Annotated in this window: 20 protein-coding genes and 1 pseudogene; 9 read left to right on the top strand and 12 right to left on the bottom strand. The window is 40.4% G+C overall.

The genetic code is table 11. The features are described 5' to 3' along the window. Nucleotides 1-19 precede the first annotated feature (19 nt). Nucleotides 20-667, bottom strand: coding sequence for a 3-isopropylmalate dehydratase small subunit (gene leuD / locus Q1A31_RS10650; RefSeq protein WP_299876174.1), 648 nt, complete (start codon nucleotides 665-667; stop codon nucleotides 20-22). 2 nt (nucleotides 668-669) lie between these two features. Continuing rightward, nucleotides 670-2,100, bottom strand: a complete 1,431-nt coding sequence (gene leuC / locus Q1A31_RS10645) for a 3-isopropylmalate dehydratase large subunit (protein WP_299876172.1) — start codon at nucleotides 2,098-2,100, stop codon at nucleotides 670-672. Nucleotides 2,101-2,271: 171 nt separating this feature from the next. Here leuC and Q1A31_RS10640 point away from each other — a divergent pair, with 171 nt between their 5' ends. Next, nucleotides 2,272-3,159 (top strand): LysR family transcriptional regulator, encoded by an 888-nt coding sequence (locus Q1A31_RS10640; RefSeq protein WP_299876170.1) that lies wholly within the window; start codon nucleotides 2,272-2,274, stop codon nucleotides 3,157-3,159. 132 nt (nucleotides 3,160-3,291) lie between these two features. On the opposite strand, the gene Q1A31_RS10635 is transcribed toward Q1A31_RS10640, so the two are convergent. Beyond that, nucleotides 3,292-4,560: a leucine-rich repeat-containing protein kinase family protein gene (locus tag Q1A31_RS10635; RefSeq protein ID WP_299876168.1), complete on the bottom strand. Its 1,269-nt coding sequence runs from the start codon at nucleotides 4,558-4,560 to the stop codon at nucleotides 3,292-3,294. A gap of 217 nt (nucleotides 4,561-4,777) precedes the next feature. Between Q1A31_RS10635 and Q1A31_RS10630 the strand changes: the two genes are divergently transcribed. Further along, on the top strand, nucleotides 4,778-5,392 hold the full coding sequence (locus tag Q1A31_RS10630; RefSeq protein ID WP_299876166.1) for a hypothetical protein: 615 nt from the start codon (nucleotides 4,778-4,780) through the stop codon (nucleotides 5,390-5,392). Between the two features lie 163 nt (nucleotides 5,393-5,555). Here the strand turns inward: Q1A31_RS10630 and Q1A31_RS10625 are convergent, their stop codons facing one another. Beyond that, nucleotides 5,556-6,737, bottom strand: a complete 1,182-nt coding sequence (locus Q1A31_RS10625; RefSeq protein WP_299876164.1) for an acetyl-CoA C-acyltransferase family protein — start codon at nucleotides 6,735-6,737, stop codon at nucleotides 5,556-5,558. Between the two features lie 260 nt (nucleotides 6,738-6,997). On the opposite strand from Q1A31_RS10625, the gene Q1A31_RS20990 reads away from it, so the two are divergent. Beyond that, a complete protein-coding gene (locus Q1A31_RS20990) occupies nucleotides 6,998-7,111 on the top strand; it encodes a VOC family protein (RefSeq protein ID WP_366943007.1) in 114 nt (37 codons plus the stop codon). 54 nt (nucleotides 7,112-7,165) lie between these two features. Further along, nucleotides 7,166-7,369 (top strand): annotated as a pseudogene (locus Q1A31_RS10620) (VOC family protein); the annotation flags it as partial. A gap of 22 nt (nucleotides 7,370-7,391) precedes the next feature. On the opposite strand, the gene Q1A31_RS10615 reads toward Q1A31_RS10620, so the two are convergent. Further along, on the bottom strand, nucleotides 7,392-8,147 hold the full coding sequence (locus tag Q1A31_RS10615) for a 3-hydroxybutyrate dehydrogenase (protein WP_299876160.1): 756 nt from the start codon (nucleotides 8,145-8,147) through the stop codon (nucleotides 7,392-7,394). Between the two features lie 123 nt (nucleotides 8,148-8,270). Further along, complete coding sequence (gene fusA / locus Q1A31_RS10610) at nucleotides 8,271-10,364, bottom strand: elongation factor G (protein ID WP_299876158.1); 2,094 nt, start codon at nucleotides 10,362-10,364, stop codon at nucleotides 8,271-8,273. A 384-nt stretch (nucleotides 10,365-10,748) separates the two neighbouring features. Here fusA and Q1A31_RS10605 point away from each other — a divergent pair, with 384 nt between their 5' ends. The 5 genes from Q1A31_RS10605 to Q1A31_RS20985 all read left to right on the top strand — a co-directional run bounded on the left by Q1A31_RS10605 (nucleotide 10,749) and on the right by Q1A31_RS20985 (nucleotide 14,840). Next, nucleotides 10,749-12,248 carry a leucyl aminopeptidase gene (locus Q1A31_RS10605; protein WP_299876156.1) on the top strand — a complete coding sequence of 500 codons (1,500 nt, stop codon included), beginning with the start codon at nucleotides 10,749-10,751 and terminating at the stop codon, nucleotides 12,246-12,248. Nucleotides 12,249-12,270: 22 nt separating this feature from the next. Then, nucleotides 12,271-12,723 (top strand): DNA polymerase III subunit chi, encoded by a 453-nt coding sequence (locus tag Q1A31_RS10600; RefSeq protein ID WP_299876154.1) that lies wholly within the window; start codon nucleotides 12,271-12,273, stop codon nucleotides 12,721-12,723. Between the two features lie 21 nt (nucleotides 12,724-12,744). Then, nucleotides 12,745-13,002 carry a hypothetical protein gene (locus Q1A31_RS10595; RefSeq protein WP_299876152.1) on the top strand — a complete coding sequence of 86 codons (258 nt, stop codon included), beginning with the start codon at nucleotides 12,745-12,747 and terminating at the stop codon, nucleotides 13,000-13,002. 209 nt (nucleotides 13,003-13,211) lie between these two features. Then, nucleotides 13,212-14,288, top strand: a complete 1,077-nt coding sequence (locus tag Q1A31_RS10590) for a hypothetical protein (protein WP_299876150.1) — start codon at nucleotides 13,212-13,214, stop codon at nucleotides 14,286-14,288. 276 nt (nucleotides 14,289-14,564) lie between these two features. Then, nucleotides 14,565-14,840 carry a hypothetical protein gene (locus Q1A31_RS20985; protein WP_366943006.1) on the top strand — a complete coding sequence of 92 codons (276 nt, stop codon included), beginning with the start codon at nucleotides 14,565-14,567 and terminating at the stop codon, nucleotides 14,838-14,840. Nucleotides 14,841-14,910: 70 nt separating this feature from the next. Here the strand turns inward: Q1A31_RS20985 and ispF are convergent, their stop codons facing one another. From ispF to Q1A31_RS10555, 6 genes are all read right to left on the bottom strand, one after another. Continuing rightward, complete coding sequence (gene ispF / locus Q1A31_RS10580) at nucleotides 14,911-15,399, bottom strand: 2-C-methyl-D-erythritol 2,4-cyclodiphosphate synthase (RefSeq protein ID WP_299876211.1); 489 nt, start codon at nucleotides 15,397-15,399, stop codon at nucleotides 14,911-14,913. Nucleotides 15,400-15,467: 68 nt separating this feature from the next. Then, nucleotides 15,468-16,196: a 2-C-methyl-D-erythritol 4-phosphate cytidylyltransferase gene (gene ispD / locus Q1A31_RS10575; protein ID WP_299876148.1), complete on the bottom strand. Its 729-nt coding sequence runs from the start codon at nucleotides 16,194-16,196 to the stop codon at nucleotides 15,468-15,470. After that, nucleotides 16,189-16,593 carry a septum formation initiator family protein gene (locus tag Q1A31_RS10570; protein WP_299876146.1) on the bottom strand — a complete coding sequence of 135 codons (405 nt, stop codon included), beginning with the start codon at nucleotides 16,591-16,593 and terminating at the stop codon, nucleotides 16,189-16,191. Before Q1A31_RS10570 ends, ispD begins: the two co-directional genes overlap by 8 nt. A gap of 121 nt (nucleotides 16,594-16,714) precedes the next feature. Continuing rightward, nucleotides 16,715-18,022, bottom strand: coding sequence for a phosphopyruvate hydratase (gene eno, locus Q1A31_RS10565; RefSeq protein ID WP_299876144.1), 1,308 nt, complete (start codon nucleotides 18,020-18,022; stop codon nucleotides 16,715-16,717). Between the two features lie 170 nt (nucleotides 18,023-18,192). Then, entirely contained in the window at nucleotides 18,193-19,026 is an 834-nt protein-coding gene (gene kdsA / locus Q1A31_RS10560; protein ID WP_299876142.1) for a 3-deoxy-8-phosphooctulonate synthase, read from the bottom strand. A 40-nt stretch (nucleotides 19,027-19,066) separates the two neighbouring features. Next, on the bottom strand, nucleotides 19,067-20,713 hold the full coding sequence (locus Q1A31_RS10555) for a CTP synthase (protein WP_299876140.1): 1,647 nt from the start codon (nucleotides 20,711-20,713) through the stop codon (nucleotides 19,067-19,069). Nucleotides 20,714-20,956: the final 243 nt, after the last annotated feature.

The following is a 20,956-nucleotide window of genomic DNA, read 5'->3' as shown; positions in this document are numbered from 1 at the left end:
CCTACTTTTGAAGTGTTTTTTAACTAAACAACCAAGGTGCAGTCTGTTTACGTTTCTCCTCATACGCTTTGATTTCATCGGCATGTTGTAAAGTTAAGCCTATATCGTCCAGACCATTCAACAAACAATGTTTGCGCACCGGATCAACCTCAAAACTGGTAGCTTCAGTATGCAAATCATCTTGCTCGATCACTTGTTGTTTTTCAAGATCAATCGTTAGGCTGTAGCCTTCCATCATTTCTGTTTCTGAAAATAGCGAATCAACTTTCTCTTCTGATAAAACAATCGGCAAAATGCCATTTTTAAAGCAGTTATTATAGAAAATATCAGCAAAACTCGGGGCTATTACTGCACGTATTCCAAAATCTTCCAGAGCCCAAACCGCATGCTCACGTGATGAACCGCAACCGAAATTTTCTCGCGCCAATAAAATCGAACCACCTTGGTAACGCGGCTGATTCAAAACAAAGTCTTTCTTAAGTGCACGCTTGGAATGATCCATTCCTGGCTCGCCTGTTTTTTCATAACGCCAATCGTCAAATAATGTCGGGCCAAAGCCTGTGCGGCTAATCGACTTTAAATATTGTTTAGGAATAATCGCATCAGTATCCACATTCGAACGATCTAATGGGATTACCAAACCTTTATGAACTGTAAACTTTTCCATAACTACACCTCCGCTCTTTCTAAGTCGCGCACATCAACGAAGTGCCCTTTGATCGCTGCAGCCGCTGCCATGGCAGGACTTACCAAATGTGTTCTTCCGCCTTGTCCCTGACGCCCTTCAAAATTTCGGTTTGAAGTCGACGCACAACGCTCACCTGGCTCCAACTTATCGGCATTCATCGCCAAACACATGGAACAGCCCGGCTCTCGCCATTCGAAACCGGCATCAGTGAAGATAGTATCCAAACCTTCATCTTCAGCTTGTTTTTTGACTAAACCAGACCCCGGAACAACCATCGCCAAGGTTACGTTATCAGCAACTTTATGACCTTTAACGACTGACGCCGCCTCGCGCATATCTTCGATGCGTGAATTGGTACAAGAACCGATAAAAATCTTATCAACAGCAATTTCATTGATCGATTGCCCTGCTTCAAGCCCCATATATTTAAGTGCCGAAGCAATGCCCTGACTTTTAACCGCATCATCTTCTGTCGCTGGATCAGGTACTTTCGCATTAACCGATAGCACCATTTCAGGAGAAGTTCCCCACGTTACTTGTGGCTCAATACTACCCGCATGGATACGTACGATTTCATCGAACTCTGCATCATCATCTGATTTTAAGTCTTGCCATGCTTCAACCGCTTTATCCCAAGTATCACCAGTTGGAGCATAAGGACGACCCTTGACGTAATCGATAGTTTTTTGGTCTACCGCGATCATGCCCGCACGCGCTCCACCTTCGATAGCCATATTACAAACTGTCATACGACCTTCCATAGAAAGATCCATAATGGCTTCACCAGCAAACTCTATCGCACAACCAGTGCCTCCCGCTGTACCGATTTCACCAATAATCGCTAGCACTATGTCTTTAGCGGTGACACCAGGGCCAACTTTGCCTTCAACGCTAACCAACATGTTTTTCATTTTCTTTTGAATCAAACACTGAGTCGCCATTACGTGCTCAACTTCAGATGTGCCGATACCATGTGCTAATGCGCCAAATGCACCGTGTGTAGACGTATGTGAATCACCACATACAACCGTCATACCCGGTAAAGTCGCACCCTGCTCTGGGCCGATAACATGTACGATTCCCTGACGGATATCATCCATCAAGAATTCATTGATTTTGTATTCTTCACAGTTCTTATTCAGTGTTTCAACCTGAATCTTAGCCACGGGATCAGAGATACCCGCCGTACCATTGCCGCGATGGGCTTTAGTCGTTGGTACATTATGATCAGGTACTGCAACAATTGAATTCGTGCGCCATAGATCACGATTAGCCAATCTTAAACCTTCGAAGGCCTGTGGCGATGTAACCTCGTGAACCAGGTGTCTATCGATATACAATAATGAAGTACCGTCTTCTTCACGGACCACATGCGAATCGAATATCTTGTCGTAAAGTGTTTTTCCTGACATAAAATTTACCTTTCATTAACTAGTCGTAGGGCATTTAAATTTTTAAAAAACCAACAGCGCCCAACTTATCTATCATTCGGGCGAGTTTACTCTTAATACTTATATAACTATAATTGTATATTTTCATAATTTTCATTCCAATTAGTTATATAGAATCTACTCTTAACCGTTATGGATATTTCAGCCTACAAAGCCTTCATCTCAGTCGCCGAATTAGGCACCTTTTCTAAAGCAGCGGAACACCTTTATATAACGCAACCCGCCGTTAGTAAACGCATAGCGTTGTTAGAAGAACAACTCGGTAGCAAATTGTTTGACCGTATTGGCAAACGCGTCATGCTCAATGAAGCAGGTCGTGCTTTATTACCGATTGCAGAACGCATTTTGCAAGACATGAAAGAATCACAACGTGTTATCGACAACCTCAATGGTCAAGTCAGCGGTGAATTATCATTAGTCACTTCGCACCATATCGGCCTGCATCGTTTACCCGACATTTTGAAAAATTTTACCGAAAGCTATCCACAAGTGCGATTAGATTTAGCTTTTATGGATTCTGAAGACGCCTGCCACGAAATAGAAAAAGGCCATTTCGAACTGGGTGTCGTGACCCTCCCATTAAGTAATTCAAAACGTTTAAAAATCACGCCACTGTGGAATGATCCATTAACGATTGCCGTATCTCCCGATCATCCTCTAGTAGCAATAGCCAAAGACAAGGCTATTATTCTTTCTGAACTTGCCAAACACAGCGCTATTCTTCCTGCGGTGGGCACTTACACCAGAAGTGTTATCGAAAAACCGGTGATACAAAAACAAGGTGCGTTAGATGTAATACTGGAAACCAATTATCTTGAAACTATCCGAATGATGGTCACCATCGGTTTAGGCTGGAGTGCGTTGCCTAAAACCATGCTCGGCGATGATTTAACGGAGATAAAAGTAAAAGGTCTTAAAATTGAAAGAACGCTCGGGATTGTCCAACATGCCAGCCGAAGCCTTTCAAATGCAGGAAAAGCATTCATACAAATACTGGAAAAACATACGCCTGACAATTAGAGCTAAGCCACCCCCTACTTTTGAAGGATATTACGTTTTTGTTTTTTAAAAACGTAAATAGAGTTTATGCAGAGCTAGGCTTTTTTTACAGAATAGTTTTGTTAATGATAACTTATAAAGCAAGAATCTAAATTAACCAGTAATCTTTCGCTCAAGATTCTTGTAAGTTTCGCTGGTTTTATCTTCTTCCCGACACACACTTAACAAATCCTCAATAAAATAATTTAGGGCGCGACGTTCAATCTGCTTAATTTGCGCCTGTTGTTTTTCATTAACCATGTGATACATCGTCGCAGCACCAAAGTCTCCAACAATAATATTCGCTTCTTCATCGAACAAAGCATTGTGCGCATACAAGTCCCCATGACAGACCTGACTGGAATGCAAATGGTTAAAGACATCTTCCATTTGTTCCACCATTTTCTGAATTTGCGCTATCGACAAGAAAAAATCATCAGGAAAGGTATCGCGAGTACACGTTTCAAAATTCGGTGGTTGACCTAGATTATCAAAATGCGGCGGAATCAAACTCATGATTAAAGCGAGATTACCTTTTCCATTCAACCCTGTTTCATTTACCTGAGCCAAAGACTTCACCAGATTTGGATGATTGCCTACTTTCAAACAGGCATTCAATTCATCTTTTGGATAACCATCGCTGGTGACTTCGCCTTTAAATACTTTAACCGCAATATCGTTTTGAAACTGTATATGGTACTCAGATTGCTGCTGATTCCAGCGTGCTCTGGAAATCACTCCAGAAGCGCCACGCCCAAGTTCTTCTAGCAACTCATAACTTTTTGAAGGTATTTCAGGAGCTGACTTGATCTCGATATCCGAATAACTAAAAGGATTACCCGAAAATGCAAACCACGCAAGTTTCGGCAAACCCAGTAATTGATCGGGACATTCCGTCAATTTATTCGCCGAGATTCGGACTAATTCTAAATTAGTAGATTTAGCTAAAGTTTGCGGTAGCTCTGTTAATCGATTACCTGCCAATGCTAATTTTTGGAGTCGAGGTCGCTCACCCAAAGAATCAGGCATTTTAGCAATCTGGTTATCCGTTAATATCAACCAACGTAATTTAGGCGGTAATGCGTTCTCAGGAACGTGCTTTATTTTATTCGATTTAAAACCAATCATTTCCAAATTCAGGCATTGCCCAAGCACCTCTGGTAATTCTTCGAAGTCATTATCTGAAACAAACAGTATTTTAAGCTTCTGCAACTGCACCAACTCTTCGGGTAATGAAGACAAGTTATTGTCAGTTAAATCAAGGATTTCTAAACTATCCGCCAGAGATAGAATCTCCATAGGAAATGACGTTAGATTTTCTGACAATGATAGACGTTGAATGCCTGAAAGTTCACCAGATTGTAATTGGGAAAGAGTATGCAAAATAATGAATCCAGAAGTGGGTAGATACGAAAGGGCGTGAGTTTACTAGAAAACAGAACAACATCTTAAAAAAACGATAAGAAAGCTCAAGAATTGATAAATTTAGTCACCCCCCTACTTATAGCGGGTTTTTCATTCATCTGGCATAAATAGTGAGTCTGCTAAATTACTTCTTACATTAATTTGTATACTAATTAAACAATTTCAAAGAAACAAAATGCTAATTCTTTTTGTAGTAAGCCTGTTCTTCTTCTGGATGATTTATCGGGAGATTAAAAGTCATCAAGCACTGGATACCTTTTCTAAAGGTTATATAGCCGTGCTTTTCATACTCGGCGTGCTTTCGTGCAAGCCGATTCTCGATCACTGGCGTTTTGAAAGTCTATTATCTTCTAAAGCCACTTTACTGGCTGATGGCAAACCCGCACATGTAAAATGCGCAACTGTATTTCAATCGGTCTATGACAAGTTTGGGCTTGCTGGCACAGGCAATCCAATAACGGGAGAAATCGTATTGCAATATCCTACCTGCAATGATTTACGTGATTATCTGGAAGCCCCTGAAACAGCGAATACACGAGAAATCACCAGCCTCCATGTTTTCACACATGAGGCTATGCATGTGCGCGGCGAAATGAATGAACAAAAAACCGACTGTCAGGCCATCCAAAGAAATGTCAGAGCAGCCAGAATGCTAGGCGTACTGCATCACGTCGCTGAACAAAATGCGCAAGATTATTACGATGGAGCTTATAGGTTTCATCCTTATTTTAGTGAGAAATGCGCTAAGGGGAAGGAGATGGATGAAAATCTGAGTGAAGCGATCTGGTAGACTTTATTTGTTCAAGACTATTTTGAAGGCATTATTTATAGAAGACGCAAGTCACCCCCCTACTTTAGAGCACTTTTTTATCTGTCTCTAAAAAATAAAAGATTTGCCATAAAAAAGGGCAACTTAATGTTGCCCTTTTTTATGATCAGCTATATTGAATGTTTTACAAACGCTCAAATACCACTGCAATTCCCTGACCACCACCAATACACATAGTCACTAATGCATGTTGACCATCGACACGCTCAAGCTCATAAAGTGCTTTAGTTGCGATGAATGCACCAGAACAACCTACTGGATGACCTAATGCAATCGCGCCACCATTTGGATTTGTTTTATCCATATCAAGCTCTAAACCTCTTGCAACTGCAATAGCCTGAGCAGCAAACGCTTCGTTCGATTCAACAACATCCATATCCTGAATCGTCAAACCTGCTTTTTTCAGTGCTAATTTAGACGCTGGAATCGGGCCTTCACCCATGATTTCATTGGATACACCAGCAACTGCGTATGAAACAATTCGTGCAATCGGTTTCTGACCCGCTTTTTCTGCCGCTTCGGCTGCTGCCAATACGAAGAATGCTGCGCCATCATTGATACCAGATGCATTTCCTGCGGTTACCGAGCCATCTTTTTTGAAAGCAGGACGCATTTTAGCCAGAGATTCCATACTGGTCCCTGGTCTTACATGCTCGTCTGTATCAAATGTCACTTCACCCTTACGAGTTTTCATGGTCACTGGAACAATCTGTGATTTAAATCGACCTTCTTCGATGGCTTGTGTTGCACGACGATGCGATTCTACAGCTAATGCATCTTGCTCTTCACGGGTAATACCCCATTTTTCAGCGAGATTTTCTGCAGTCACACCCATGTGCCCAACACCGAAAGGATCTGTGAGCGTTGAAGTCATCATATCAACCAGGTGCGTATCACCCATACGTGCGCCTGTTCGCATCGCAGGAGACATATAGCCGCCGCGTGACATCACTTCTACACCACCACCAACACCATAATCACAATCATCAAGCATGATTGATTGCGCAGTTGAAACGATTGCCTGAAGCCCAGAACTACATAGACGATTAACAGCCATGGCAACTGATTCCATCGGCAGACCTGCTTGAATAGCAGCAACACGTGCGACATAAGCAAAACGAGAATCAGTAGGAATACAGTTACCTACGGTTACATAATTAATATCTTTAGGGTCAACAGTTGAACGGCTTACAGCCTCTTTCATCACTTGTCCGGCTAATTCATGTGGTTCCATCTGGCTCAATGAACCACCAAAACCACCTACAGCTGAACGAACAGCACTTAAAACTACGACATCACGACTCATCTTTTTGCTTCTCCTACCTTTGTGTTTTAGTTATGAATGTTACTTGCTATTAACCATAGCAAAATAAAGTAAGGTGTGAAGCTTGATTAGGCAATTATAGAGATAAGCATAAAATGACTGTTTTCTTTTTAATCATTGAGCTGGTCTATAATTTTTTACACTAGCATACAATTTACAAATAAATATTCGTTTTAAGTCCCCCCCGTACTTTAGGGCACTTTTTTACTAAAATAATTTCAATAGATAAAAAAGGTAATTTTATGATCATCGACCACATCGGTATAGCAATATCAGATTATGATAAAAGCCTAGCTTTTTATACCAAAACTTTAGCGTCTTTAGATATTTTTTTGGTAATGGAAGTTGAAGGTTGAGCGGGATTTGGCAATAACAAAGAAAAGGCTGAATTCTGGTTTGGTCCAGACGAGAAAGCGCAGAACCCAATGCATATCGCATTTTTAGCTGATAGTCGCCAACAGGTGGACGAGTTTTATACTGCTGCAATAGCAGCAGGAGCAACATGCAACGGCGAGCCAGGAATTAGAGAAATCTACCACCCTAATTATTATGGTGCGTTTGTGATTGATCCAGATGGGCATAACATCGAGGCTGTTTGTCACAGCCCCGAATAGTGATTTACTACAAGGCGAGCAATTATTTAGCCGTCCAACCGCAATCGATTTTCCAGTTAGATCCGGTAATTGATGAGCCTTTATCAGAACACATAACGAGTACCAGATTGGCTACTTCGTTAGGCTCGATCAAGCGTTTGATTGCAGCAGGTTCCAGCATAACTTTTTCAACCACTTCTTCTGGTGTAATGTTGCGTGTTTGCGCCTGATCTGCAATTTGATTTTCGACCAAAGGAGTACGGACGTAAGCTGGGCTTAGTGCATTAACGGTAATACCATGTTCGCCACCTTCTAAAGCCGCTGTGCGCGTTAAACCGATCAGGCCGTGCTTGGCTGATACATACGCTGATTTATACGGTGAGGCAATCTCACCATGAACCGAAGCGATATTGATAATACGTCCCCATTTTTGCTTTTGCATGGTTGGCCACGCATAACGCGTTAATAAAAATGGTGCAGTCAGTAGGATGTGAATCATTTCATCCCAGGTATCTTCAGGGAAATCTTCAATAGGTGAAATATGCTGATAGCCACCGTTGTTTACTAGTACATCAATACGACCAAATGTTTTTAAGGTTTCATCAATGAGGTTTTTGCAGGACTCGCGACTGGCTAAATTGGTCATGGTAAAATGACAACCTAAATCAGCCGCCAATTGATGCCCCATATCCTCATTTAAATCTGCGATAACGACATCGTAACCTTCACCAATCAAAGCTTCTACACAGGCTTTTCCTATACCGCTCGCACCACCCGTAACTATTGCACATCTTTTCATTTTAAAATCCTATTAGGTAAAGTTTATTATTTTCGAGAATAAAAAATTTCGTGAATAAAAATATAGCAAAAAAAAGCCCCGACGAATCGGGGCTTTATTAATACAAACTATATAATTGCTGTATTACTTTTTGTTTGCTTCAGCTCTTTCTTTAGCTTCTTTGATAACTTCTTCAGCAACATTCTTCGGACAAGGCATATAGTGTGAGAACTCCATAGAGAACTGACCACGACCAGATGTCATTGTACGTAAGTCACCGATGTAACCAAACATTTCAGATAGTGGCGCATCAACTTTGATACGTACACCTGTTGGGCCTGGCTCTTGTGACTTGATCATGCCGCGACGACGATTCATATCACCAATTACATCACCAACGTGATCTTCTGGAGTGAATATATCGATCTTCATGATAGGTTCGATTAACTGAGCACCCGCTTTAGGCATAGTCTGACGGAAAGCGCCTTTTGCTGCTAATTCAAATGCCATCGCAGATGAGTCAACCGCATGGTAAGCACCATCCATTAACGTAACTTTTAAGTCAAGAACAGGATAACCCGCAAGTACACCAGTATCCATCATGCCTTTGAAAGCTTTATCGATAGCTGGCCAGTATTCACGAGGAACATTACCACCAGTAACTTTAGATTCGAAAACATAACCTTCACCCACTTCTGCAGGCTCAAGAATATAATCGATCTTACCGAACTGACCAGAACCACCAGACTGTTTCTTGTGTGTGTAACTGTCTTCTACAAGCTGTGTAATTGTTTCGCGGTAAGCAACCTGTGGCTTACCCACTTCAACGTCAACACCGTGAGTACGCTTAAGGATATCAATTTTGATATCCAGGTGAAGCTCACCCATTCCTCTAAGAATTGTCTCACCTGAATCTTCATCAGTTTCAACACGGAAAGAAGGATCTTCTGCAACCATTTTACCAATCGCAACACCCATCTTCTCCGAACCACCTTTATCTTTTGGTGATACTGCGATCGAGATAACTGGATCAGGGAAAACCATCGCTTCAAGCGTAGAAGGATGCTTAGGATCACATAGTGTGTGACCTGTTTGAACATTCTTCATACCAAGAACAGCAACGATATCACCTGCTTGCGCAGATTCTAATTCGATACGATCATCAGCTGACATTTCAACGATACGACCAATTCTTTCAGTCTTACCTGTGAATGAGTTTAATACAGTAGAACCTTTCTCAAGCTTACCTGAGTAAACACGTAAGAAAGTTAATGCGCCGTAACGGTCATCCATGATTTTAAATGCTAGAGCGCGTAATGGCTCATCAGTACTTACAATCGCGTACTCACCTGTCTCATTACCTTCTTCATCAGTTAGTGGCTGAGGATCTACTTCAGTAGGATCAGGTAGGTAATCAACAACTGCATCCAATATAAGCTGGATACCTTTGTTCTTAAACGCAGAACCAGTATAAGTTGGGAAGAATGCCAGGTCACGAGTTCCTTTACGGATACACTTTTTGATAACGTCCATATCTGGCTCATTACCTTCCAGGTATTGCTCCATTGCATCATCGTCTTGCTCAACTGCAGTTTCGATAAGCTTTTCACGCCACTCTTCAACCTGATCAACCATATCAGCTGGTACATCTTGAATAGTATATTTCAGTGGATCATCAGATCCGTCCCAAACCCAGGCTTTACGCGTTAATAAGTCTACAACACCAGTAAAGTTGTCTTCAACACCAATAGGAAGAACCATTACTAAAGGATGCGCACCCAGTACGTCTTCAACTTGCTTAACAACTCTGAAGAAATCAGCACCAACACGGTCTAACTTGTTTACAAAGATAATACGAGCAACTTCTGATTCGTTCGCATAACGCCAGTTAGTTTCTGACTGAGGCTCAACACCACCAGATGCACAGAATACACCTACACCACCGTCTAGTACTTTAAGTGAACGATATACTTCAACCGTAAAGTCAACGTGACCCGGGGTATCGATAATGTTCATGCGGTGATCTTTCCAGAATGCACTTACTGCTGCTGACTGGATCGTGATACCACGCTCTGCTTCTTGCTCCATGAAGTCAGTTGTAGATTCACCATCGTGTACTTCACCGATTTTATGAATCTTACCTGTAAGACTTAGGATACGCTCTGTAGTTGTCGTTTTACCGGCGTCCACGTGGGCGAAGATGCCGATATTACGGTATTTTGATAGGTCTGCTGACATGACTTTACTCTGTGTTATTACTCTTAATTAAAAGTTGTAGTCAGGCTGTGTAAAAAATAAACAGCAATAACTACGCTTTGTTATATGCATATATTATTAGTAGCTGTATCTAAACAACGGACTAAATTATAGGCGAGTCGAAAAAACGCGATATTATATATTAAAGCGCCTTTATGACATAGTAAAAAGAACAATCATTTTCTACCATGTTCCTTACTTTAAAAATGGCTTTGTTAATCGCTTCATTAATCAGTTTATTCTTCAGCCTAGCTCCATTAGAATTCCCAACTAAAATAATCATCTAGCATTGTCGTATTTAGATATTAATATCTTTGTATTTAGATCGATTTAACATCTAATTAACATCAACTCAATGGATAAAAAATGCAATACACACTAAATAATTCTGATTCTCCTGCAAACATTCAAGATGATTGTATTGTAGTACCTGTATTTAGCGCCAATGAGAGCGCTGAACTTCATCTAGCAGCTAAGAGCGTCGATGAAGCCTGTTCTGGAAAAATAAGTAAGTTCATTGACACTGGTGACTTTAAAGGAGCTCTTGAAGAGACTCATATTTTTTATAATCTTGACGGCGTTAAAGCGTCAAGAGTTTTGCTAATCGGCTGCGGCGAAGAAGATAAATTTGATATAGCAAACCTTAACAAGGCAACTAAAGCCGCTGCAAAAGCACTTAAATCATCGACATTATCTTCAGTAAGTCTGTATTTAGCTGATGCATTTGACAAAAAGACAGTGCAAAGCGCAGTAACGCAAATGATCATTGCCTACGCAGACAATGAATATCAGTTACTTGATTATATAAGTGAGAAGAAAGACCCAAGTAAATTAGATGCTATTAACATCGCATTTACTAAAGCATCAAAAAAGGACACTGAAAATGCCGAACAAGGCATTTTGCACGGATCTTCAATTGCGAAAGGCATGAAGTTATCCCGTGATCTTGCAAACCACCCTGGTAATGTTTGTACCCCTACCTACATTGCTGACGAAGCTAAAACTGTCGCTAAAGACTATTCTTCAATTAAAATTGAAATCCTGGAAGAGTCTGACATGGAAAAACTAGGAATGGGATCATTCTTATCTGTCAGCAAAGGCAGTGATGAGCCGGGTAAAATGATTGTTCTTGAATACCAAGGCGCTAAAGATAAAAAGCAGGCACCAATTGCTTTAGTAGGAAAAGGAATAACCTTTGATACAGGTGGTATTTCACTAAAACCTGGTGCAAACATGGATGAAATGAAATTCGACATGTGTGGCGCAGCAGGCATGCTGGGAACACTCAAAGCTTGTGCCGAAATGAAACTACCTTTAAATGTTGTAGTTGTATTAGCCGCTGCTGAGAATATGCCGAGTGGCAGAGCATCTAAACCTGGCGATATAGTCACTTCTATGGCAGGCAAAACTATCGAAGTATTGAATACTGATGCAGAAGGTCGACTGGTCTTATGTGATGCCCTCACCTATGTTGGCAAATACAAGCCGGAAGTCGTTATCGATGCAGCAACACTTACTGGCGCTTGTATTGTGGCATTAGGTCATCATATCTGTGCAGTACTGTCTAATGACGAAGAGTTGGCAGGCGACATCATTGATGCTGGCAATGCCATTAATGATCGTGCCTGGCAGTTACCGATGGGCGAAGACTACAAAAAACAACTTAAAAGCTCTTTCGCTGATTTAGGCAATATCGGTGGACCACCAGCAGGAACAATTACAGCTGCATGTTTCCTTGCCGAATTCACTAAAGAATATAAATGGGCACATCTCGATATTGCTGGAACGGCATGGTCTGGAAAGGACTCCACAGGAAGACCAGTACCATTATTATCACAGTACTTAATCAATCGAGCTTACAACTAAAAAACTCGTTAGATAAACACACATGACTGAAATAAATTTTTACGTTAGCAAAGAACAAGGTTTAGACAACAGGTTAGCTGTTGTTTATCGTTTGCTCGGCATGGCTTTAAAAAGAAATCTTTGTGTTCATATACATACGGGCTCTGAGACTCTGAGTAAAAATGTAGATGAGTTTTTGTGGAGGAATGAAGCTTCAAGCTTCATTCCTCACTCAATCATTTCAGCTGAAGACCGTGAAAATGAAAACACTAGCAAACCTAGTAAATACGAAAAAGTCAGTATTTCCCATGATTTTGAGCCTATTGAGAATTGCGATTATTTGATAAACATGTCGCTAGAACGCCCTTCATTTTTCTCGAGATTTACCAAAGTTGCTGAAATATTGGACACTGAGGATGAAATTCTAACCGCCGGTCGCAAACGATATTCCTTCTATCGAGATCGCGGATATACTCTTGGATACCATAAGCTGTGATTTTCAATCTATCTATTTTTAATGAAAAAGCACCCCAACATTCCCATGGTAACCAATCTGGTTGCCGCAGGTGACCCTAAACTCAAAGCTTTAGCTATTGCAGCCAAAGAAAAGGGAAAGCGTTCGAGTGCGCTTCATCTTGATGAATTAAATCAAAGAATCGATGAGCTGGAATCTGCAATAGGTCAGGATAAATCAGGACCCATTGGCAGAGCTTTTGCGATTAGGGCTGAAACAAACAGAAAAACGAGAACAAAAAGAAAAGTTACCACCAAATAATCTATAAGAAAAAATAGTGTGTACTAATTACTAAACTTTAGACATATATCAAACAAGAAATTTCTAATACATTTAAATTAAAAATGTATTTATATTAATTTAAAATGAACATTTCTTGTCAAAAAAACCACTGAATTGAGACCCCATTTTTTGAAATTGATTGATTTCGAATAGTCATTTATAAGCATATTTGATAGGATAACCTTATAATGAAAAACCTTGCCATACATCAAGCCCTCCGCTTAGACAAATATCCAGACGAAATGGCATGGCTTTGCTTTCCGGATTCTGAATTACCTGAAGGCACCACTGAATTACTTCGTTTATGTACTTCTAAAAAACAACTAGAAGAATTTGCTAAAGTACATGACCTGGAAAGCGACGTCCTTCATCATGCCCTGCTTAACTTTGTAGAAAAAGCGATGGTTATTGATGGCAATAGCGATGAAAAAATCCTGGGAACGAAATTAGCAAACACCACATTTACCAATCGCAACGAATCTGAAGAAACATTAAAGTTGCACTATCAACTGCTAATGAAGATTTTTCACCCTGACCTCAATTCAAATCCAAATGCTACACAATATTCATCACTAGTTACTAGTGCCTATACGCATTTAAAACAAAAACGTACTGATCAAGAAGAATTAATAACCGTATCTGAATATCGAAAGCCACCTAAAAGTTTTTACAGCGCCACTCAAAAAACTGAGACTCAGATCTCGAATACCAGAAGTGCGATGGCCATCATTTCAGCCATAACAATTTTTACCTTAGTGGCTATGGTTGGACATTTTTATGATCCCGCAAATCCAGAATTAATTACAACCAGCATAGATGACTCTTCACAAGATCCAGAATCTATGGAACAAGTCAATCCTATAAGAAAAGCAGCAATTAGTAGCACTGTCGAAGTTTCTGACACTAACCTTCAGACAATGCTGAGAAAACTCGAAAGTGCTTATGAAGAAGGTCGTGTGGATATCATTAAACCGATTCTTGCGAATACACCTGAAATAAAAAATCAAACTGATCAACAGCTCAATGACAAATTAGAAACTCTTTTTGAAATCACCAGTGAAAGAAAAATGGTGTTATTTGATTTTGATTGGAGCAATGTTTCTGGTGAAGTTCAAGGTAAAGGGAAATTCCTTTCCAGATATCATTTAAAAGGTGAAGAAAGATGGCTCACCAGAGAAGGTATCGCTACAATTACTCTATTAAAAGATGGCAACACCTTAAGCATTAACCAGCTAGAACTAGAAAATAGCTCAATTGAGCAATAATATTTAGTTTTCGCCCTCTTTTAAAATCATTATCATTTAACTTTTTATTAACAGCGGCATACCATTAACGTTTTAAAAATTGCTGACATTCAGATCGGCTCACTCCAAACCCTCCTTGCCAAGTATAAGTTAGCGCTAAAAATCTCAAGCCCGTCTGAAGAAATTCCCGGTAGTTACTGGGGAGACTCAGAAGCGGGCTTAATCGATAATCAACTATTTGTTCGAAAAGACACCCCGCTACATTCAGCCCTTCATGAAGCCTGCCACTTTATTTGCATGGACCAACAGCGTCGAGAAAATCTCGATACCAATGCAGAAGGTGATTATGATGAAGAAAATGCAGTATGCTATTTACAAATACTGTTAGCCGATGAAATACCAGAAATGGGTAGACTAAAAATGATGGCGGATATGGATGAATGGGGCTATACATTCAGACTGGGATCCGCAAAAAACTGGTTTGTGGAAGACGCAGAAGATGCTCTTGAATGGTTAATAACATTCAATTTATTAGATTCTTCGAACCAACCTAATTATCAGTTACGACAATAGACCCATACGACTTTCCCTAATCAGGAACAGAATAATACTCGATAGATGCTGGCAACATACTCGCACTTTTCTATTTAGTATCCCTTTCGAATTTTTGCAATAAAGCAGAGGCATACACTGCAATACCCTCCTCTTTACCCGCAAAACCCAAACCTTCAGTAGTTGTTGCTTTAATGCTAATTCTATCAAGCGACACACCAAGGTCTTCGGCTATAACTTGTCTCATAGTCAATATATTCGGCGCCATCTTTGGGCTCTGAGCCACTATCGTGCAATCACAATTTGATAGCTTATAGAATTTTGAAGTTACCAGTTTATACACACTCTTGAGCAGTACTCGGCTATCAATATTTTTAAAATCAGAGTCATTATCTGGAAAGTGTTGCCCGATATCACCCAACGCCAACGCACCAAGCAAGGCATCACACAAAGCATGGATAAGAACATCACCATCCGAATGCGCTAAAAGCCCATGTGTATGCTCTATTGTTACACCGCCTAATACAATATGATCACCTTCTGTGAAAGCATGCACATCATATCCATTACCAATTCTCATCATGACTCACTACCCATAATTTATAGTATTTCTATCCATCTGATTTCTATTCTTAGAATCTTTATATATCAGCTATCTTTCTGTTTATTCTTTAATAAGAAACTGGCGTATTGAATATCTGAAGGATAGGTTACTTTTATATTTTCATGACCCCCTTTTACTAATTCAGGATGTTCACCAAGCGCTTCAAAAGCCGACGCCTCATCAGTAACAGCAATAGATTTAGTTTTACAAAATTCTAAAGCTTTCATTAAAGGACCTAGCTTAAATAGCTGAGGCGTTAATGCATGCCATAGATTTTCTCTTGATTCTGTGTGTGAGATTCTAAATTGATCTGGAAAGCTCCGCTTCATCGTATCGCGAACAGGTGTTGCCAAAATAGCGCCAACACTTTCACCAGAGCGAATTTCTAGCAAAGCATCAATATCAAGCTGCGATACACAAGGTCTAGCTGCATCGTGCACCATAACCCAACTATCATCATCGATTCTTTCTACCATACGTAGATAAACAAGAGCCTGCTCTACAGAGTCACTTCTATCCTTGCCACCTTCAACAGTAAATATTGGGGTTTTGTTTTGTTTTATATTTAGCTGTTTCCAGTAAGGATCATCCGAGCTCAAGGCAACAATGATACCCGCGACTTGAGGATGATTGATAAAACACGCAAGTGTATGCTCGATGATAGTTCTATCTGCAATTTTCAGGTACTGCTTAGGTTTCTCAGCCTCCATTCTAGAACCCACACCTGCTGCAGGAATTACAACCCAAACAGATGAGAGAATGGAATCAGTCATTACCTGTTTTGATATCTATACTAGAAGAGTCTTTTTTTGAGGGTTTAACAGCAGTAGATTCATTTTTAGCACCATCTACTGCTACTGCTTCACTAGTTACAGCCTTAGACTTTTTCTTAGGTTCTGGCTGAAGCACTACTTCGAAAAAAGTTTCACCCTTTTTGGTCATCCCAAGCTCACTACGTGCTCGTTCTTCCAATGCATCCTTACCCGAAGCGACATCATCTAGTTCGGCTTGAATTTTGCGAATCTGTTCCTTCTTCTCAGCATTCGATTGCTCTTGCACTACTTTACGGTTTTCCAGTTTCCACAGATGCGGAAAACTACCTGGTCCAACCCACAAGCCAGCCAATAGCAGCATAAGAAGCACTGAAAAAATAATTAACAAGGCCTTCATAGATCGATTTCTAATAGTAAATTGGGTAATACTTTAACGCAGTATAATCTACCCCGGTTTTTTCAACAAACACGGGGTAAATTAATGATTTTAGTTCTTAAACTAACGATTTAAATAAAAATTAAGAAAGGTGTTTAAATGCAGACTTTCCTGCATACACACCATTGCTTCCTAACATCTGTTCGATACGAATCAATTGGTTATATTTTGCGATTCTGTCTGAACGAGACAGCGAACCTGTTTTGATTTGACCTGCATTAGTCGCAACCGCAAGATCAGCAATAGTCGTATCTTCCGTTTCTCCAGAGCGATGAGAAACAACCGCAGTATAGTTAGAGTCATGAGCCATCTTAATCGCTTCTAAAGTCTCAGTAAGCGTTCCAATCTGATTGAATTTAATCAAAATTGAGTTAGCGATACTTTTCTCGATACCCTCTGCAAAAATCTTTGGGTTAGTCACATACAAATCATCACCCACCAGCTGGATTTTATTACCCAGACGCTGAGTAAGCACAGACCAACCATCCCAATCAGCCTCGTCCAATCCATCTTCGATGGTAATAATCGGGTACTGATTTACCCAAGTTTCAAGGTAATCGACCATTCCTTCCGCATCAAAGCTTTTACCTTCTGAAGCCAATACGTATTTACCATCTTTGTAATACTCAGATGCCGCACAATCCAAACCCAAGTAAATATCTTTGCCTGCACTGAAACCAGCATTTTCAATTGCTTCAAGAATCACTTCGATCGCTTCTTCATTTGATGAAAGGTCAGGTGCGAATCCACCTTCGTCTCCGACTGATGTATTCATTCCCTTCTTGGAAAGAACTGATTTCAAGTTATGAAAAACTTCTGTTCCATAACGAATAGCTTCAGCAATGCTATCTGCACCAACCGGTACAATCATGAATTCTTGCATATCAACACTATTGTCAGCGTGCTCACCACCATTGATGATATTCATCATTGGAACTGGCAACTGAAATTTATCCTTACTCTCTTCACCAGAAGCAAACTCATTGCCAAGGTATTGATACAGAGGCAATCCATTATCGTTAGCTGCTGCATGCGCTACCGCGAGAGAAGCACCTAAAAGTGCATTAGCACCAAGGCGTGATTTATTGTGCGTACCGTCTAGTTCGATGATTGCTTTATCGATGCCTTTTTGATCGTTAACGTCCATGCCTTTAATACAATCAGCAATCTCGCCCTCGATATTAGCAACCGCTGTTAACACACCTTTGCCCATGAATCTCGACTTATCACCATCACGTAACTCAATGGCCTCACGTGCACCCGTAGAAGCACCAGAAGGTACAATCGCACTTCCCTTAACACCATTGGCCAGCGTAACTTCCGCTTCAACAGTTGGGTTACCACGAGAGTCAATAACCTCTCTTGCTATAATATTTGAAATCTCAGACATGACGTCTCCAATTAATTATTAAATTCGAATTCTATTAATGGAAAAAAAGTGCCCCGCAAAGCATAAATTCTATTTACGTTTTAATACGACAAAAACGTAATATCATTCATAAGTAGGGGGGTGTCTTTTTATTCTCTTATTTGGCTTATTCGTTTTTGCAAGACTTTAACTTAGAGCGTTTCTTCCAAAAACGGCGCAGACTTAACAGCCTGATCAATCTTGAGTAGCATTTCAAGCAGTTCACGCATACGACCTGTCGGCCATGAGTTTGGTCCATCACTTAAGGCTTCATCTGGATTTGGATGTGACTCCATAAATACACCAGAAACGCCTGCTGCTATCGCAGCTCTTGCTAACACAGGCACATGCTGACGTTCGCCATCAGATCTATCGCCTTTACCACCGGGCTGTTGTACAGAATGCGTTGCATCAAATACCACTGGGCAACCTGTTTCACGCATCGTCGCTAAACCACGCATATCAGACACTAAGGTATTGTAACCAAAGGTATAGCCACGCTCACATACCATAATCTGTTCGTTGCCCGTCGCTTTTGCTTTATCCACGACATTTTTCATATCCCAAGGTGCGGTAAATTGACCTTTTTTGATATTTACAGGTAATCCCTGTTTTGCCACATTTTGAATAAAGTTTGTTTGGCGACATAGCAATGCCGGCGTTTGTAACACATCTACTACTGATGCAACTTCATCTAGAGGCGTATCTTCATGAACATCGGTAATTATTGGCAGACCTAGATCTGTTTTTACTTTTTCGAGAATTCGTAAACCCTCTTCCATTCCAGGACCACGATAACCGTTTATAGATGAGCGATTAGCTTTATCAAAAGAAGCCTTGAAAATATAAGGAATACCTAGCTCATCTGTGATTTCTTTTAAACTAGCCGCAATTTCCAGAGTTAGTTTTTCAGATTCAACAATACAAGGGCCTGACAACAAGAAGAAAGGCTTATCTGGTCCAACTTCAAAATTACATAATTTCATATATATTCCTAGCTTACTTTCTTTATGAATAAGGTGTTAATTAAGTAGAGCTTTTCTTAGGTTTTGAATCTCGATATTTAATTGCTGCCGTAATAAAACCGGTGAAGAATGGATGTCCAGTACGTGGATGCGAGGTGAATTCCGGATGAGCCTGACAAGCCAGGAACCATGGGTGATCAGGTAACTCAACCATTTCTACCAGAGTTTTATCATGTGAATACCCAGAAATTACCAGACCATTATCGGTCAGCACTTTACTGTAGTTATTATTAAACTCGTAGCGATGACGGTGTCTTTCTACGATTTCATCAGTACCATAGGTTTTATGCGCCAATGTGCCTTCTGTTAGATAACACGTTTGACCACCCAAACGCATGGTGCCACCCATATCAGAGTCTTCATCGCGCGTTTCTACTGCACCTTCTTCGGTCTTCCATTCGGTAATTAAACCAATAACGGGATCAGGGGTACTTTGATCAAACTCTGTACTGTTCGCATTCTCAAGGCCCGCTTTATGACGTGCAAATTCGATAACAGCCAACTGCATACCCAGACAAATTCCCATATACGGGATATTATTTTCTCGTGCATACTGGATTGCGGTAATTTTACCTTCAACGCCACGCGAACCAAAACCACCGGGTACTAAAATCGCATCGACATTTTCAAGTTCACCTAAACCTTCTTTTTCAATTTTTTCAGAATCGATGTATTTGATTCTAACTTTTGATTCAGTCTGAATACCTGCGTGACTCAAGGCTTCATTCAATGATTTATAGGATTCTGTTAAATCAACGTACTTACCCACCATCGCAATCGTTACTTCGCTTTTCGGGTAAGCCATGCGATTCACAACCAATTCCCAATCTGAAAGATTGGCTTCTGGAAGATTCTCAAGCTTTAATTTTTCAGCGACTATTTGATCAAGATTTTGCGAATGCAACCATAATGGAATTTTGTAAATATTATCCATATCAATCGCTGGAATAACCGCGCGTTCTTCAACATTGGTAAATAATGAGATTTTACGACGCTCATTATCTGGAATGGGTTGTTCGCTTCGACACATCAAGATATCTGGTTGAATACCGATCGAACGTAACTCTTTTACTGAGTGTTGTGTTGGTTTTGTTTTTAACTCACCAGCCGCTGCTAAATATGGCACCAAGGTTAAGTGCATAAACAAGGCATTACTGCCCTCTTCTACACCCATTTGGCGAATAGCTTCCATAAACGGTAAAGATTCAATATCACCTACCGTTCCACCAACTTCAACCATGGCGATATCGTAGCCTTCTGCACCAGCGCGCACAGAGCTTTTGATTTCATCGGTAATATGAGGAATAACCTGAACCGTCGCACCTAAATAATCACCCTGTCGTTCTTTACGAATAACGGTGCGATAAATTCGGCCTGTGGTGAAGTTATTTAATTGAGTCGCAGTGAAGTTTACAAAACGTTCGTAATGACCCAAATCAAGATCAGTCTCTGCACCGTCTTCGGTAACAAAAACTTCTCCATGCTGAAACGGACTCATCGTTCCGGGATCAACATTAATATAAGGATCAAGCTTCATCATGGTTACTTTTAAACCACGTGCTTCAAGAATTGTGCCCAAAGAAGCGGCTGCAATACCTTTTCCCAAAGAAGAGACAACACCACCGGTGATGAATATATATCGTGTCATAAAAAGGTTTTCCGCTTCTGAATAGTTGCCATATATCTAGATTTAAATAGATAATTATCAGAGGCGAATCGTAACATACAGCGCTGACAGTAAACAGGTTTAGCAAGCACTTAATTAGCTTCTTTTAAAATAAATTATGAATATCTAATATAAGAAAAGTCACCCCCCTACTTATAGCCGTTTTTTTTCATATTATTCAGGTGTATATCTTTACCATAGAACATTAGCTTTATAACTCTAACA

This window comes from uncultured Cocleimonas sp., from assembly GCF_947495625.1.
Lineage (GTDB): Bacteria > Pseudomonadota > Gammaproteobacteria > Thiotrichales > Thiotrichaceae > Cocleimonas.
This window is presented reverse-complemented; position numbering and strand designations above follow the sequence as displayed.

Bases quoted from the DNA above. Each gene is read 5' to 3' on its own strand.
- Q1A31_RS10625 (WP_299876164.1), bottom strand. From the start codon at position 6,737: ATGAGTCGTGATGTCGTAGTTTTAAGTGCTGTTCGTTCAGCTGTAGGT.
- Q1A31_RS10630 (WP_299876166.1), top strand. From the start codon at position 4,778: ATGCTAATTCTTTTTGTAGTAAGCCTGTTCTTCTTCTGGATGATTTAT.
- ispF (WP_299876211.1), bottom strand. From the start codon at position 15,399: ATGAGAATTGGTAATGGATATGATGTGCATGCTTTCACAGAAGGTGAT.
- ispD (WP_299876148.1), bottom strand. From the start codon at position 16,196: ATGACTGATTCCATTCTCTCATCTGTTTGGGTTGTAATTCCTGCAGCA.
- kdsA (WP_299876142.1), bottom strand. From the start codon at position 19,026: ATGAAATTATGTAATTTTGAAGTTGGACCAGATAAGCCTTTCTTCTTG.
- Q1A31_RS20985 (WP_366943006.1), top strand. From the start codon at position 14,565: ATGGACCAACAGCGTCGAGAAAATCTCGATACCAATGCAGAAGGTGAT.
- Q1A31_RS10605 (WP_299876156.1), top strand. From the start codon at position 10,749: ATGCAATACACACTAAATAATTCTGATTCTCCTGCAAACATTCAAGAT.
- Q1A31_RS10600 (WP_299876154.1), top strand. From the start codon at position 12,271: ATGACTGAAATAAATTTTTACGTTAGCAAAGAACAAGGTTTAGACAAC.
- Q1A31_RS20990 (WP_366943007.1), top strand. From the start codon at position 6,998: ATGATCATCGACCACATCGGTATAGCAATATCAGATTATGATAAAAGC.
- Q1A31_RS10595 (WP_299876152.1), top strand. From the start codon at position 12,745: ATGAAAAAGCACCCCAACATTCCCATGGTAACCAATCTGGTTGCCGCA.
- eno (WP_299876144.1), bottom strand. From the start codon at position 18,022: ATGTCTGAGATTTCAAATATTATAGCAAGAGAGGTTATTGACTCTCGT.
- leuD (WP_299876174.1), bottom strand. From the start codon at position 667: ATGGAAAAGTTTACAGTTCATAAAGGTTTGGTAATCCCATTAGATCGT.
- Q1A31_RS10555 (WP_299876140.1), bottom strand. From the start codon at position 20,713: ATGACACGATATATATTCATCACCGGTGGTGTTGTCTCTTCTTTGGGA.
- Q1A31_RS10570 (WP_299876146.1), bottom strand. From the start codon at position 16,593: ATGAAGGCCTTGTTAATTATTTTTTCAGTGCTTCTTATGCTGCTATTG.
- Q1A31_RS10615 (WP_299876160.1), bottom strand. From the start codon at position 8,147: ATGAAAAGATGTGCAATAGTTACGGGTGGTGCGAGCGGTATAGGAAAA.
- Q1A31_RS10640 (WP_299876170.1), top strand. From the start codon at position 2,272: ATGGATATTTCAGCCTACAAAGCCTTCATCTCAGTCGCCGAATTAGGC.
- leuC (WP_299876172.1), bottom strand. From the start codon at position 2,100: ATGTCAGGAAAAACACTTTACGACAAGATATTCGATTCGCATGTGGTC.
- fusA (WP_299876158.1), bottom strand. From the start codon at position 10,364: ATGTCAGCAGACCTATCAAAATACCGTAATATCGGCATCTTCGCCCAC.
- Q1A31_RS10590 (WP_299876150.1), top strand. From the start codon at position 13,212: ATGAAAAACCTTGCCATACATCAAGCCCTCCGCTTAGACAAATATCCA.